This window comes from Gammaproteobacteria bacterium, from assembly GCA_027296625.1.
Classification (GTDB): Bacteria; Pseudomonadota; Gammaproteobacteria; order JAKEHO01; family JAKEHO01; genus JAKEHO01.
Window position 1 is genome coordinate 1 of the sequence record JAPUIX010000112.1, and the last position, 15,086, is coordinate 15,086.

Consider the following 15,086-nt stretch of genomic DNA (forward strand, 5'->3'; position numbering starts at 1 on the left):
ACGCAGAGTGTAAAAGGGGGTGGGGGGCTGGTGGTCGAAAACGCGGGGCCTAACCAAGCCCGAAGGGGCAATTTTCTGGGGCGTTAAGGGGACCGAAATGGGATCACCCCGCACCACCTGTGCACCACCAGAAAGAAACCGGGGATGGACAAGAGAGGCAATCTAGCAATAACTTATTGTGTTCGTTGGCGGCTATGGGTGGGTGAGTCGGATACAGATAACGGTCCAGTGAACCGTTATCCCGACGAACGGGTTGGCCAGGGAAGGTCGACCCTGGACTTTCGAGTGGAACAGGAATGTGCAGCGAAGAAAGGGACCGATTTGACGGGATCAAATCGGGACGTGCGCAGCACGCCCGCAGGGGAGAGGCGGAAATGGGCGAAGATCCGGTGAATCTTCGCCCCGCCGAGCGGGCAAGCCGCGGATGGCTTGCCCTGGCGTTCAAGCAAAGCAGGATTGCGCAGCGATGAACGACTGTATAGGGACGTACGTCATCAGCCCCGACCTTAGGTCGGTGTTTCACAAGCGGAGAAGTTAACGTCTGGGTTAGTTTGTTGCTTCAGACTAGTAAAGCTGGTGGCTATGGGTGGACTCGAACCACCGACCTCAGCATTATGAGTGCCGCGCTCTAACCGGCTGAGCTACATAGCCATAGTTTTGATTTCTTGCAGTAATTAATTGCTTCACTACTATAACCACAGCCCTAAGCTCGACCGTCCGGGTCTCGCTAATGGCCCGGCCTCGTCATCCACTGACTCGGCGTTCGTCCGGAAAAAAGTCCACTGGACTTTTTTCTTAATCGGCCTCACCCAGCTGAGCTACATAGCCATGGTTGAACGTTTTTTCCGGCCGTCCATGGCGCGACTACGTAGCCATCGATACTCTCCGGCCTCGCCATCCGGTGGCTCGGCGCTCGGTGGGAAAAAGGTTCACCGGACCTTTTTCTTTCTCCACCTCACCCAGCTGAGCTACATAGGCAGTAAACAGGGGGATTGCAGGACGCGCGATCTTGGATGTGACAAGGGGCGATGTCAAGGCGACACAGTTTTGTTCTACTACCTCGCGCCGAAAATCACCATGGTCTTGCCACTTACCGCGATTAGGTGCTGCTCTTCCAGGCCTTTCAGTACGCGACCCACCATTTCCCGGGAACAACCGACTATTCGGCCCAGTTCCTGACGGGTAATGCGTATCTGCATACCGTCCGGATGCGTCATGGCATCGGGTTCCTTGCAGAGATCCAGTAAAGTACGCGCTACGCGCCCCTGCACGTCCGTGAAAGCCAGATCCGTGACCTTCCGGCTTGTCTTCCTGAGTCGCACAGCCATCTGGGAGGCAATCGCGATCAACAGTTCAGGAAACAGCGAATTCAAACTCTTGAGCTTGTTGTAGCTCATCTGCGCTATCTCACAATTCGTGCGGGCGCGCACAAACGCGCTTCGTTTGTCATCATCAAACATGCCGATTTCACCAAAAAAGTCGCCTGGATTGAGGTATGTAAGTACGATCTCCCGGCCCTTATCATCTTCGGTCAGGACCGTTACTGATCCGCTGATGACATAGAAGAGATCATAAGACGGATCGCCCTCCTTGATGATGCTGCTCTTTGCCCGAAAACGCTTATGGCGGCAGTTCTCCAAAAACCGTTCAATGGCCTGCTCAATAGATTGTGTCGACGCATTCGCCATGACTCAAGCCCCCCCGCTCCCATCATCTGCGTGCACGCATTGTTGAATAGTGTAGGCAAGCTCCAGCAAGATGTCGAACTATGTTAGTGTTACTAGGGGTGCCAAATAACAGGAGAACGAGATGAAAACCCGTCTTAAATGGGTGGGCGACGCCGCATTTATCGGAGAAACGGACAGCGGTCATGCCATTATAATCGATGGGCCACCGGAAGGCGGCGGTCGTAACCTAGGTCCCCGGCCGATGGAGATGATATTGCTTGGGATGGGGGGCTGTACGGCATATGACGTCGTCCACATCCTAAAGAAGTCACGCCAAGACGTGACCAACTGCACGGTTGAACTGACAGCCGAGCGCGCCGAAGACCATCCAAAGGTATTTACCCGTATTCACGTCCACTTCGTCGTCAGCGGCAATCACTTAAAGGAGCCTCAAGTTGAACGGGCCGTCACACTGTCCGCCGAGAAATACTGCTCTGCAACGTTGATGCTCGGAAAGACAGCGAAGATCACGCACGATTTCGAGATTCAAGACGTCAATTGAGTACAGTCCAGTACCGAGGCTCCACCTAGCCCCTTAAAACAGCAACGCCAGATTGCAATCCTGGGCGTCGTTTGCGATATCCCAGATGATGGGTGCTACTGCCGTTCGGCACTCGGTGGGGGCCGCACTAACCGGATCAAAATGGGTCGTGGGGCTCATCCCGGTATAGCGCACGGAGCCGGTTTGTGGAAGCCCGTCATCAACCTTCACATCCAACTCTCGGGCAATGTCGACGGGAATGTTATCGCCCAAAACAAGGTTGAGTCTCGGCGTCGCCACACCCGTATCGACATAGTCGACGCTCACTGCGAGCAGTACGGTACCGTTCAAAACATTGACCGGGGCCACACCCGCAACCTGATATGTCGCTGCCGTGGTGGCACCGCCCGGGTAGACCCCTTGAATGAACCCGGCCTTGGAGAGGTGTTCCCACGCCGCCGAGGCCTCATCCCAGTTCCCAGCGTCGATCTGCCCATTGCCCACAGTCGCTGCGGCAGCCGGGTTGGTGATGGCCTGGCCGATCGCCTGCGTCGCCAGCGCCGCAGCCATATCGCCCGGGACCTGACGGTAACGGTCGATGAAGCCATAGTACGCCGCCTGGATCCCGGAACTCATCTCAGCCAGGCCACGCACTCTCGCGCTGTTGACTAATTCCTGACCCTTCACGACGCCGACAAGAATCAAGCCGACGATCACCAACACAATGGCGATCTCGACGAGCGTAAAGCCCGTCTGTCTTATCATCATGGTTTTCATTTGCTTATGGTGCTGTCGGGATGTGATTCGCGTCACCGTTCTTCAAGTTTCAGGATTAGCTTAAGTGCGTCTCCTGCCGGAGCGCACGAATAGGACCGTGCTCGCTAGTGCACTGGCGTCTTTGAAGTGACACACGCTAGGTAAGCCTGCTCTAGATCATCCACGCCATAGTGCTGGCAGCACTCGGTTGGCGAGCCTACGAAACGTAGCTCCCCATCATGGAGTATCGCCATCCGATCGCACAATGCGTCGACATCGGCAAGCAGATGCGTACTGAAAAAGATCGTATGTTGTGACTCTTTCAGACCAAGGAGAAGGTGTTTGAACTGTGCCCGTGCCTTCGGATCCAGACCGCTCATCGGCTCATCCAGAATAAACAATGCTTTCTCACTCAGAATGCACGCCGCGAGACCCAATTTTTGCGCCATGCCCTTGGAGTACTCACGGACGGGTTTTGACAGCGCCGAGGGATCTAGATCAATCGCACTAAACAATTGATTGACCTTGTCACGATCATATTTGACGGAGTGAAGTTTGCACATGTAGAGAAGAAAATCTTTGCCGCGGAGAAAATAGGGCGGCACAAATCGTTCGGGCAGAAAGGCAAGCCGCGATCGCGCTTTCGTATCTCGGTGTGTTATCCCGAAGAACTCGATCGTGCCATCATCTATACCGCAAAAGTCCAGCATACCCTTAATGAGCGTTGTTTTTCCTGCACCATTGACACCAACGAGACCGAAAAATTCGCCTTCGTCAACAACGAGATCAACCTTGGACAACACAACCTGTTTGCCATAGGCCTTGGCAACACTGTCAAGTTCCAACACTGTCTTCGCCATTACATAGTCCTGGAAAAGGAATCACGTCATCTGGAAGCTTACGTCAGCCGGGAAGCTTTTGCTGTAGACAGGAACAAGGGATCAGCGTGCCGCTGCGCACAATTTAGCCAGCGGCACACTGAGAAGCGGATAGATGCTCTACAAAAAAATGTGCTTGCCGTCGAGCGCTTCCTACCCGTTAGTAGAGAAAAGCCAGATTACAGTTCTGCGCGTCGTTTGCGATGTCCCAAATAATGGGCGCCGCCGCCGTTATGCAGTTTACCGAGGTCGACGCACTCACCGGATCAAAATCGGTCATGGGAGTCACACCGGTATAGCGCAGGACACCAGTCAGTGGCTGTCCGTCATCAACCTTCACATCCAGCTCCCGGGCGATATTGACCGGAATGTTATTGCCCATAATAAGGTTGAGCCTCTGTGCCACCGCAGCCGTACCGGAATAGTCGGCATTGCGCGCCAAGATCAATGTGCCATTCAAGGCATTGACCGGGGCGACGCCAGCAACTGCATACGCGGCTGCCGTTGTGGCGCCGCCCGGGTAGATCCCCTGGATAAACCCGGCCTTGGAGAGCTGTTCCCACGCCGCCGAGGCTTCATCCCAGTTCCCGGCGTCGATCTGCCCGTTGCCGACAGTCACCGCCGCAGCTGGATTGGCGATGGCCTGACCAATCGCCTGTGTCGCCAACGCCGCAGCCATATCGCCCGGGACCTGGCGGTAACGGTCGATGAAGCCATAGTACGCCGCCTGGATCCCGGAGTTCATATCGGCCAGGTTACGCACCCTCGCGCTGTTGATTAACTCCTGGCCCTTCAAAATACCGCCGAGCAGCAAGCCAATAATCACCAGCACAATAGCAAGCTCCACGAGCGTGAAACCGGACTGTTTTGACACCAAATTCTTCATCATGATCTACCGCCTCACTCTATTAAAAAACGCCTATTGGTTCATATGCATTTTGCATGCCATCTTCATATCTACTTGATAGTTAGAGACTTTTCTCAGACCTCCTCGTCCCTAACCGACTCCGCTGTGTCAGCATATCAACAAAAACGTCGAAAATTCAACATTTATCATGGAAACCTCAGGCACCACAGCACAAAACAACGGTAAGGTACCTATCCAAGGCGCATCCGGACGTGCTGAGCCCAGCGATAGCTATGGTGAGCCTCAACCATCATAGGGATCACGGACGATACCGCCGCACATTGAGTCACACGCTTTATGTCACGCTTTTTGCATATATCATCAATTATCCGATGCTATCCACAAAATGCCTGGGGATACCCTTGAGGTTGAAAAATACGATCGCTAGACTGCGACGAACAGTTTTATCTGCGAAGCAGACAGTCGACGCCAAATGCGGCGCATTGAAGCAAGCACACAGGTTAACTCGTGCCTTCTTTGCAGGGGGTTGTTAAAGATTCCACCTGACTGGCATTAGCTCGGATAGGTGGATATATCAAAAAAGTTAGGTTAAAAACGCTTCTATAAGATGCACGCCGTAACACCTCAACTCATTTCACTAGCGAACGATGCCTAGAATCACTCGCCAGAATAGCATCAAGGTCGTTCTGATATTCGCGGTCTTCTTGGTGTTTCTATTCAATGGAATCGGTCTACTGCGTTTTAAATTCCACGTGGGCTCGGATATTTCTATTCAGCAAGGGCTCCTTACTCAGATGCTTCAGTACGGCGAACTCACCTTACCTGAGGCGATGAAGACGCCCGAGTTCTTTGCCTTTGTCTTGATTGGTCTGACCTTGTGTATATTCCTGCCTTTATTGAGCCCCGTCAAAGCATCGATTCTAACGCTTCTCGCCATGATACCGCCGGTCTATATGAATTATGCGGGACCAACGCAAAATACGCTTCTACCAATGGAGTACAGCCTGTTAACCATCTTGATGCTCTTCGTAGTAAACGTGCTAATCAGTTACTTTGTCGAAACGCACGCGAAACAGAAACTAATCGCTGTATTTGGTCAATACGTTCCTGCAGCAGTGGTTGGCGATATAAGCAAGCAATTAGGCAAACTATCTCTCGATGGCGAATCCCGCGAACTTACCGTGATTTTTTGTGACCTCAAGAATTTTTCAGGCATATCAGAACAGTTGAATCCGAAACAACTCGTTCAGTTCCTTAATGAATTTTTTACGGCGATGACCAAAATACTGCATGAGCATGGCGCCACAATAGATAAGTATATGGGCGATGCAATCATGGCGTTTTGGGGGGCGCCGCTTCCACAGCCAGATCATGCACAAAGGGCCGTCATGGCCGCACTGCATATGCAAAAGGAACTGGAGAACATCCGCATGGCATTTAAGCACAAGAGTTGGCCGGATATCAGCATGGGAATTGGAATTAACACGGGAGTCATGAACGTAGGGAATATGGGCTCCGAGTTTCGCATTGCATATACGATTGTCGGTGATGCCGTAAATCTTGGCTCTCGCCTAGAGCCACTAACACGGATCTATAAAGTCGATACGATAGTGAGTGAATCAACGAAACACGCGGCAAACAATACCTTATTCAAAGAGCTTGATCTGGTACAGGTTAGAGGCAAACAGGTCCTGACACGAATCTTTAACCCTATTTGTGCAATCCAAGAAGCGGACAAATCGCTCCAAGAACACCTTGAGCTGCACGATGAGGCTCTGCAATGCTATTACGCACGCGAATGGGACAAGGCGAGATCGATGTTTCAACGGCTGCAACCGCAAGTCCCGGACTACGCCGAATACTATGCGCTAATTATCAGTCGCATTGACACGCACAGAGAACAGCCGCCACCGGATGACTGGGGAGGCGAGACGCGATACTACGCGCTATAGAGCGAAATCGGGGTCTAAAACCGTGGTGATGTACGACAGACCGCCCGGCTATTGATCGTCAGATGATCCCTTATCATTTTGCTCGAGTTGTTTAAGCCTTTCCGTCAAGAACCAGATCTCATGCGGATCGGTGATTGTGCCACTCTCTAGTAGACCACCGATCAACACCTTCGCGCTTTCTAACTCACCCATATCTTCAAGCACATAGAGTTCCATCTGACGAGCCCAATGGGGCACGTTCTCCCCTGTCGCATGCTCCCTCAACGCACGGGCGTACTCATACGCTAAGGGCAAATCTTCTAAGCGATGCTTGGCAACGTAAATCGCATGCGCGAGCCAGGGCCAGCGCCTGTTCGGATCCGCTAAAAACTGGTCATATACAAAGGCTAACATCTGTCGCTGCTTAGCCTCTACAGGGACTTCACCATATACCCTGCTAGCCGCAAGCAATGGATATTGTCCGTCTGGATCGAGCTGTAGAATACGCTCCATCCACCCAGTCACCTTGTCGTAATCAAGTTCTTTAAACGGTATGCTGATACCGGGCTGATTATCAAAGGCCTGCAACCAAAGCATCAACAGCTTGGCTAATGCGACGGGATCGCCGAGACTCACCGCGCGTAGTTGTTCCAGCGGTAGGGGCGTCGGCAATGCGGCGGCGGTTGCCTCAGGTGCCGGACGAGTGCCGTGCCAGACAATCTGTATCACCAACATCACTGCAACGAGCGCTACCACTAGTCTTGGAATATCTCTTATCGGACGCTCTCTGCTCAATTCCGGCTCCGTTCAAAGAACAAACAGCAAGTCGCTTAATCTCCGAAATACGAGGTTGGCATGAAGGTTCACCGCCAGGAAGTCCTGCTACAAGTTTTTACGATAAAGATCAAAAAGCCCCACAGAGACTAACAAGCCAACGTAGATGACCGTTTGCGCAAATATTGGGCCAAGTACGTTCCACTGACCGGTGTGATAGATCAGCCAATCCGTCAGCGTAAACTGATCCAGGCTCGGCAGAATGAAGGCAATGCCATCAACTATTTTGTTGATTACATTTTGTGACAGGGTTCCACTTTCAAGCAACGGACTTTGTCCGATCAGCTGTATGGCGCTGATGCTGCGCGATAGTATGTAAAACGCCATAACGGCACTAAAAGCAGGCGTGATCTGGTTAAAGGTGAACATGCAAAGTAAGCTCAATGCCGTAATCATCCATAATTCACAAGTCAATGATGCACCCCACAATACGACCTGTGCTACCGGCGCATGGAGCAATAAAACCAAGCTAATGAGGACGGCAATAACAGCTGCGAGCACAGAGAACCCGATCAACTTCCCGAAATAATAGGTTGCGCGCGCAATAGGCAAAGACAATACCAGTTCGAAACCTTTGTCGTTGAACTCACGTACCATGCTGGTGATTACGAAAAGACTGACCACGAAAACAGAAAATAAGCGCAACGTAGCGGCCAAGAGACTGCTCTGTACCTCGTTGCTTTCGGTTATTGCCAGTTCCCCAGCGAACTCACTCAGAGCAAACGCCGCTATTATTACGATGATAACCAGCCAAAGGAGGCGGTTGCGCAGCGCCTCTAAAACTGTGAAAACGCCGATTGTTAATGCAGAATAAAACATATTCTTTGCTAGGCTGCTTTTTTACAGAATAATTGTATAGTTTACTATAGGGTCTGGAATTATTTGAGAATCAATTCTATGTCGCAGATTGTGACACTAATTCGTCAGCGACAGGAGCATTTGATCATCGCATTGATGCTTCTCCTGCTCCATCTGTCCATTTGGTCAGAGTTTGGTAGCCCCTTATCTCGTTCACTTATGCTCGCCCACCTTGGGTTATTTTTGCTTTGGCAGCCGCTGTGGCGTGGTGATCAGCAACTGAAATGGCAGGATACGGTGGTTTTTATTGTTCTAACTCTAGCCTTTCTGATGTGGATCAATTGGTGGCTGATCTTTGGCTGGCTAGTGCTCTTAATCGGCTTAGTAGGCGGGCGAATACTTTTGGATCAGAATGAGCGAAATGCTTACATGATTGTATTGATATTTCTCGTATCCGAGTTGCTCATCGGATGTGTCACGCAACTTTTTTCCATTCGAATATTGCGAGGAGTACCGGAGCTTTTTGAATTTGCGCTGCTACTACTGCTGGTATCGCTAGTATTAATACCGCCAGGTCGAAGTATCGAAAAGCAAGCACGCCCGGTGGACTTTCTACACGGCATTACCATGTCGCTGCTCATCAGCCTTTTGGCGCTTGGCAGTCTCGTTAATATGTACTCTACCGGTGCAGAGTACCCGATCGCATTACTCCAAACCCTCATTGCGATCGCCCTGTTTTTATCCGCCATCAGCTGGCTTCTTTCGCCAACGGCTGGATTCAGTGGCTTGGCGCAGCTCTGGACCCGTTCGCTACTCAGTATAGGAACCCCTTTCGAGCAATGGCTCACAAAGCTCTCAAGGCTCGCGGAACAACAACAAACCCCGGAAAAATTCTTAGAAGCGTCAATGGACGCACTCGTGGAATTGCCGTGGGTCGCAGGCGTCAAGTGGCGAGCCCCTGGAAGTGAAGGAACACGAGGCGTCATGGCCACGCACAGGATCGAGTTAAAGATTTCAGAGATCTCCGTGACGATTAACAGCAATAGGCCTGTTGGAGCTGCCTTGCTACTTCATTGCAAGTTATTAATGCAGCTACTTGCAAACTTTCACATAGCCAAAACGAGGGAACGGGAACTTACACACCGCGCCCATCTACAAGCGATCTATGAGACCGGAGCTCGGGTGACCCATGACATAAAAAATCTGCTGCAGTCATTGCAGATCATAACGGCTGCTATGCAAAATAACATGAGCCGTAAGAAGACGGACATTTTCAATTTGTTGCAACGACAGCTGCCCCACCTCTCTCAGCGGCTGCAGCTCGCCCTCGACAAGTTACAAGCACCAGAAAAGGCTACCAATGAAGAAACCCATCTAAAATCGTGGTGGCAGCTACTAAAAGGGCGGTATAAGACAGGAGATATTGAGTTTACATCGGATATTAAGGCAGATCCGATTATCCCTGCTGATCTTTTCGACAGTATCGTTGAAAATCTTCTGGAGAATGTGCGAAGCAAGCAGCAAATAGAAACTGCGCTGAAGATTACTGTGAGCCTATTCGCAGACGAAGCCGAACTTATCTTAGATGTCTGTGATAATGGGAGTAGAATCGAACCCGACAGAGCCAATGCGCTGTTTAAACAGCCCGTGGCGTCAGACAGTGGATTAGGTATTGGCCTGTATCAAGCCGCCAAACAGGCAGAACTCATGGGTTACACGCTTGTGCTGAAGCATAACGAACCGGGTCAGGTGTGTTTTGAGCTATCCCGAAGCACGGTCCATACCGATGACAATCCACAATTCGGGCTGTTCACCTCAGAGTGAACTGGCAAGACTCGCAGGACTTACTTTAATCATTTGGTCAGGGTAGTTGGCCTGAAACCACCATGCGATTTCTTAGGACACTCGGCGAGATCCAGGTCACCAGATCATCAAACTCAAGGATGGGATCACGGCTGTAGATCTTCAGTACATAGATTGTATCCCCATCGGTGTTCTCGATCTCTTGTGCTGAGGTCGGTGGAAGTGTTTTTCCGTTACTTCCATGGGAGATAATGATAGCTGGGATATTTTGAGCGATATCCGCTCCGCCTGCTGCATCCTTGACAGTGATGTTGCCATTATCCGCCAGAACAAAAGACGGCACTGGATCATCTGCAAAGGCCGTGGTGACTTGATACGTATACCTTGAATCCCACGGATCCCTTTCTGGGACCCCAAGGTCTACCCAGGGAAGATTACCAACCGCTGTCGAGCATACCTTGGGCGTGTTCACCCGGTCTTCCTGCCCATCATTGGCTGTAACGGAGACACACAAGCCTGTGTTGTCGCGACAGTCCGGACATATGAGTCGTCCATTGGTCATCGCGAACCCAATCAGCGCTTCCCTCGCCTGATCGAGGGTTTCGTGTGCTTTTTTGCGCTCAGACTGTTCTACTTGAATCGACAGCGCCGGCAGCAAACTCCCCAGCAAAAGGGCCAGAATGATCAACACGATGGCCACCTCAATCAGGGAGAACCCATCATGGAGACTCTTGCGAGGTAGCTTACGCCGACGCAGCGTGTGCATCAGATTATCCATAGATCCATGCCCGTTTAGCGGATTATGGGCAACCACCATCCTGGCATGCTTTATCGTTGAAAATCGGCGTTAGCGGCCCATTGACAAAGGCTTCATCGCCTGCCGGAATACTCCCCGGTCCTGCTCCCGGCACATTGTCGGCTTCCAGATAGTTACCGATATTTCCCTTATCAACATCATTTGCACGTGTCTGCACGCCTAGACTCCGGCTCGCAACCACCATAGCAACTTTTGCGTTCGCTGCATTGAGGGATAGTATCGGCACGCCGCTCCCCGGACTTCCTGGTCTGTACGCATCGTCCACCCCAAAAAATACCATCTCCCGCCATTCGTCCCACCACCACCAATACCAGTCCAGGCCGGTCGCACCTAGATCTTTGTCAAAGCATACCGGATAGGGATTACCGGTAAAGGGGACAAAATCAGCCACCGGGATAGCTGGATCGGGATCAGTCTTCCAAGCGCCCAACATGCCCGTACCGGCTGTATCATCCAAGGTATCGGGGATACGTCCAAAGCGCTCGGTAGGATCATCGTCGTATGCAGGCGGACTGCCTCCATTCAAAACCGCTGCCCACGGATATCGCCCGCCGTTGGTGACATCGGCGGCGTAGTCATCCAGACAGGCTTGCGCTCTTTCCGCGACCCATTCATCCATGCGCTCATAAATTCTCTGAAAATGTTGCGGCGTTATGAGCAACGAAACATCGTTAAAGATGACGTTAGCGCTCGCGCCCCGAACTTGAGGACTCGCCACGAATACAGACGGCGTCGCACTCGGCAATGCATTACTACCCGGTGTGCCCACGGGCGCTCCCACCTTAGTGCCCTGTGCATTATTCACTCCGTTAAGCGTCTCCAAATAGTTCGCGGGCAGGCTGATACCATCGGCAGGATTCGTGCTTCCGCACTCAGTCAGTGTTGCAGGTGAGCTGACCCCCCGAGTCTGCGAGCCGATTAGCTCACCGGAGGCAAAAACGATCGCTAGCGCGCGCCCGGGACTCGTGGGACCCGCAATTGGGCTCCCGGTCGCCGTCTCCACAACAAACTGGCCATCGCTATTGCTTGTCAGCGTTCGTTTTGGATTATTCTTATAGTTACCAGAGACGGCGTACCACAAGCACTGGCCAGCGCCATCTCGAAGGGGTGGTAACCCAAGTGTGCGCCAAGGTAACCGGCCGATGGCGCTCTCTCCCGTCGCAGCACAGGTACTAGCAACGCCATCACCATCGAAATCAGGGCACGGAAGATAGCCTTGCGGCTGTCCAGGACGCGTTTCAGCATAGGTTATTGCATAACCCACAAGAGCATCCCTTGCCCTGGCCAGGGATGACGCCGTTGCGTAGAGATCTGTGGCCTGCCCGCTTGCTGCATTTAACTTCGTTATCAACAAGGTTGATGCACCCACGACCATGACGAGTGCAAACGCTAACAGCGCAGCCCCCGATTGATAACGGGGTGAATATTTATCAAGTCCGCTTACCATATCGCAAAGCAGCCAAAATGCGTATCAGGGATAGCTTTTATGGTTTAACGATTGGCGCCGATATAGTTACTACCGACTTGGTGCCGGTGAACTTGGTTTCTGTTTCGATTCGTTAACATCAATGACGGCGCCACTCAACGGTTCGTAGGTCTGCCCAACCTTGAGCTCCACTCTGGTAACGTTATCCGGCATAACCACCGGAACCCGGTCACCCCGAATTCCTGCTGTATCCACACTGATGTATTGAGATTCCAGGTCCCCATCAAAGGTGCTGCTTCCATTCACCCATGCCGTACTGCGTCCACCCTTACGATATACAAGGCCGTTGACCGTGACGCCCTCAATAACGGGTGTTGGCTCAACAACTTCTACTTCTTCCTCAACGACTGTTATCTCGATGGGCTCGATGTCCATGAACGGCCGTTCATGTCGAAGTTCCTCCAGCATTGCTCGTTCTTTCGCCGTCATAAACAGCCTGCCTAATTCATCCCCCTGGATAGCACTCGCATACAACCCTAACGCAACGATTGTTGCTATAAATAAACTGTATCCGAGTGACATTTTGTTAGCCAGCATAAATGTGCCTCACGAAATGACTAACTGCCTACCATCAGATGGTCTTATCGTATACCACAATAACTCGCATTGAGCCAAAATGTTCTCCTGCTTCGGATCACGCTCAATGGTCTTCTGTGAACTCGTGAACGTGCAGTCAGCTACACTGTATAGACCTGACGCGCGTTGATTAAGTTCGTCAAACAAGCGCTCAAGATCGCCCTCATGCAATAATCCAAATGTAAGCTTCATTTTACTCACATAAATCTGGTAGCTGCCTCGGTAAATAGCATAACCGGGGGTGTATTCTTTTTGCGACGTAATCTCATAGCTTAACGACGGAAGATCAATCCTCGCCCCCGCGCTTCGCAGCGTTTCAATCCAGTTCAGCCTATGTTCATTTCCAATGATTCCTTCCGCATACAGTTCCCTAAATCTTGGATAGAACTGCTTAATAAATCGGTCTTCCTCATCGATCGCAAGATACTTACGGCTAATGCTTTGGAATCGTACTTGATCCTTATTAAAATCAGATTCCATCTCGTCGCGAAAATAGATACTAGCCGCAAGCATAGCGCCGCTAACCAGAAAACAAAGCACAAACACAGTGAGTGCGCCACGAAGTATAGGCCAATTTATGTCAGCTAGCTTCATTGCCCATACCCAAGACGACTCTTACGGAAAAGTTAGCCTTGCCCGCTTCACTGCCAGTGGTACCACGAAGGCGTGCGTCCGAACTCGTATCTAACGGAAATGTAACGACACTCACATCGTAAACAGAGTCCATCGTTCGTAACGTTTCGGCATACTCACTAATGGTTGCCAAAGCTTTGCGATAATTACCATCGAATCGGTCAAGATAACCCGTGACCAACGCAATTTGGAAAAATCGATATGATGTATTCGTTGCCTCGGCTGTAGCTGGCGCAGCAATTCGATTCTCACTTCCCCGCGTACGGATGTTACCGATCTGATCGTTGGGATCCGTACTTGCACTCCAATCCAATTTTTCCAGCTGTATGTTTGGGAACCTAGTCAGTCCCTTGCTAATTATCTTCATCATTTCAAAGGGTGACGTCTTATACTGATCTATTGTGTCAACCAAATCGACCGCCACCTTGATCTCTGCGGGAGATACCGGGGTATCCTTTAATCGCTCCCGAGCCATCTGGTAGCGCGCCTCGTAAAAATCCGCTTTTTGTTCGGCAGCGATACGTTTTTGCCTGAAGCCAATCCCTTCCATTAATGTGAAGCCACTCCATAATGCGCTTCCAAGTATCAAGAGTAGACTACCAACCAGCATCCCATTGCGAATCCGATGCAACTGATAAATCGGAGTTTGACTGGGAGTCGCATAATTGTGCTTCGGAGGAGATTTCAATAGCAGGTGGGCAAACAGTGGCTCACAAAACGGCGACGATAGCATGCGTTTCATACCGATCCGTCGGCCTACCTCATTAACATCCACTAAGTGGTAGCGTATCAACGCCGAGTCGTTACACTGCGTCCTAAGATCGGAGAGCAATCTGCCATGGCTCAACAGGTAAACGTCTAACGCTTCATCCGGCAATGTGAGGCGGAGGCTATTAAGATATTTGTGGATCTTTCCAACCTCTTCCAGGATGTATGACGCATCCGGTACCTCACCCAATCGCCGCGTTGTCGCGAGACGACTCATCTTAAGCTGCTGATTGTGAAAAAACGATTGCCGCAAGCCGCTCGTCTGCTGAAAACTCACAATCAAAGTGTAAGTTGATGAGCCCGGCAAGGATTTCAATAGCGTTTCGCTCAGGATTGGGACAGAATAGATCCCGGCTAGTGGTATCTTGTGCTGTGGTAATAGTTCAAGCCAGGGCTTCAGGATCTCCTGATTCATCAGCGCCGTGAATAGCACCTTGTCATCACGACGGCCCTCTGAATCACGTCCCTGCATCAAGGCACAGATGTAAGGAGAATCCCTAAATAGCCGGTTCTTCTTTCGAGCGATCAGGGTCCGCCTGTCGGCGAGGTAAACATGAGGGATGTGTTCCTGCCTAAATTCCTCCTCCACGATATCCACTAATAAATAAACCGGCACGTCCGGTGTTTCCTCTAGATATCGCGAAAAATGAAATAACCCCTCCTCGGTGGCATCAAAGACATAAGAATTGCTCAAACCACCTTTGTGCCAATGGTAGACAGTAAGCTTGCC

Annotated in this window: 15 protein-coding genes and 1 tRNA gene; 4 read left to right on the forward strand and 12 right to left on the reverse strand. The window is 51.2% G+C overall.

Annotated elements, in window-relative coordinates:
- The first annotated feature begins 144 nt into the window (after window positions 1-144).
- Window positions 145-393 (forward strand): hypothetical protein, encoded by a 249-nt coding sequence (locus O6944_06120; GenBank protein ID MCZ6718710.1) that lies wholly within the window; start codon window positions 145-147, stop codon window positions 391-393.
- A gap of 181 nt (window positions 394-574) precedes the next feature.
- Here O6944_06120 and O6944_06125 read toward each other — a convergent pair.
- Together O6944_06125 and crp are read right to left on the reverse strand one after the other, a co-directional pair.
- Window positions 575-651: transfer RNA gene (locus tag O6944_06125), tRNA-Met, on the reverse strand.
- Between the two features lie 404 nt (window positions 652-1,055).
- A complete protein-coding gene (crp, locus tag O6944_06130) occupies window positions 1,056-1,688 on the reverse strand; it encodes a cAMP-activated global transcriptional regulator CRP (protein ID MCZ6718711.1) in 633 nt (210 codons plus the stop codon).
- A gap of 121 nt (window positions 1,689-1,809) precedes the next feature.
- On the opposite strand from crp, the gene O6944_06135 reads away from it, so the two are divergent.
- Window positions 1,810-2,229: an OsmC family protein gene (locus O6944_06135; protein MCZ6718712.1), complete on the forward strand. Its 420-nt coding sequence runs from the start codon at window positions 1,810-1,812 to the stop codon at window positions 2,227-2,229.
- Between the two features lie 33 nt (window positions 2,230-2,262).
- Here O6944_06135 and O6944_06140 read toward each other — a convergent pair whose 3' ends face one another.
- The 3 genes from O6944_06140 to O6944_06150 all read right to left on the reverse strand — a co-directional run bounded on the left by O6944_06140 (window position 2,263) and on the right by O6944_06150 (window position 4,731).
- Complete coding sequence (locus O6944_06140) at window positions 2,263-2,976, reverse strand: type II secretion system protein (GenBank protein ID MCZ6718713.1); 714 nt, start codon at window positions 2,974-2,976, stop codon at window positions 2,263-2,265.
- Window positions 2,977-3,089: 113 nt separating this feature from the next.
- Window positions 3,090-3,824 carry an ABC transporter ATP-binding protein gene (locus O6944_06145; protein MCZ6718714.1) on the reverse strand — a complete coding sequence of 245 codons (735 nt, stop codon included), beginning with the start codon at window positions 3,822-3,824 and terminating at the stop codon, window positions 3,090-3,092.
- A gap of 178 nt (window positions 3,825-4,002) precedes the next feature.
- Window positions 4,003-4,731, reverse strand: coding sequence for a prepilin-type N-terminal cleavage/methylation domain-containing protein (locus tag O6944_06150; protein ID MCZ6718715.1), 729 nt, complete (start codon window positions 4,729-4,731; stop codon window positions 4,003-4,005).
- Window positions 4,732-5,357: 626 nt separating this feature from the next.
- On the opposite strand from O6944_06150, the gene O6944_06155 reads away from it, so the two are divergent.
- Entirely contained in the window at window positions 5,358-6,662 is a 1,305-nt protein-coding gene (locus O6944_06155; protein MCZ6718716.1) for an adenylate/guanylate cyclase domain-containing protein, read from the forward strand.
- Between the two features lie 48 nt (window positions 6,663-6,710).
- Here the strand turns inward: O6944_06155 and O6944_06160 are convergent, their stop codons facing one another.
- Both O6944_06160 and O6944_06165 read right to left on the reverse strand, forming a co-directional pair.
- Window positions 6,711-7,436, reverse strand: coding sequence for a hypothetical protein (locus tag O6944_06160; GenBank protein ID MCZ6718717.1), 726 nt, complete (start codon window positions 7,434-7,436; stop codon window positions 6,711-6,713).
- An 87-nt stretch (window positions 7,437-7,523) separates the two neighbouring features.
- The gene (locus tag O6944_06165) at window positions 7,524-8,294 is read right to left on the reverse strand and encodes an ABC transporter permease (protein ID MCZ6718718.1); all 771 of its coding nucleotides are present in this window, start codon (window positions 8,292-8,294) and stop codon (window positions 7,524-7,526) included.
- Between the two features lie 78 nt (window positions 8,295-8,372).
- On the opposite strand from O6944_06165, the gene O6944_06170 reads away from it, so the two are divergent.
- Window positions 8,373-10,097: a HAMP domain-containing sensor histidine kinase gene (locus O6944_06170; protein MCZ6718719.1), complete on the forward strand. Its 1,725-nt coding sequence runs from the start codon at window positions 8,373-8,375 to the stop codon at window positions 10,095-10,097.
- A 37-nt stretch (window positions 10,098-10,134) separates the two neighbouring features.
- Here the strand turns inward: O6944_06170 and O6944_06175 are convergent, their stop codons facing one another.
- From O6944_06175 to O6944_06195, 5 genes are all read right to left on the reverse strand, one after another.
- Window positions 10,135-10,842 (reverse strand): prepilin-type N-terminal cleavage/methylation domain-containing protein, encoded by a 708-nt coding sequence (locus tag O6944_06175; protein ID MCZ6718720.1) that lies wholly within the window; start codon window positions 10,840-10,842, stop codon window positions 10,135-10,137.
- A gap of 34 nt (window positions 10,843-10,876) precedes the next feature.
- Window positions 10,877-12,340: a hypothetical protein gene (locus tag O6944_06180; GenBank protein MCZ6718721.1), complete on the reverse strand. Its 1,464-nt coding sequence runs from the start codon at window positions 12,338-12,340 to the stop codon at window positions 10,877-10,879.
- A 69-nt stretch (window positions 12,341-12,409) separates the two neighbouring features.
- Entirely contained in the window at window positions 12,410-12,916 is a 507-nt protein-coding gene (locus O6944_06185) for a hypothetical protein (protein ID MCZ6718722.1), read from the reverse strand.
- Between the two features lie 9 nt (window positions 12,917-12,925).
- The gene (locus tag O6944_06190) at window positions 12,926-13,549 is read right to left on the reverse strand and encodes a hypothetical protein (GenBank protein ID MCZ6718723.1); all 624 of its coding nucleotides are present in this window, start codon (window positions 13,547-13,549) and stop codon (window positions 12,926-12,928) included.
- Entirely contained in the window at window positions 13,536-15,050 is a 1,515-nt protein-coding gene (locus O6944_06195; GenBank protein ID MCZ6718724.1) for a hypothetical protein, read from the reverse strand. The genes O6944_06190 and O6944_06195 overlap by 14 nt, the downstream gene beginning before the upstream one ends.
- Window positions 15,051-15,086 lie beyond the last annotated feature (36 nt).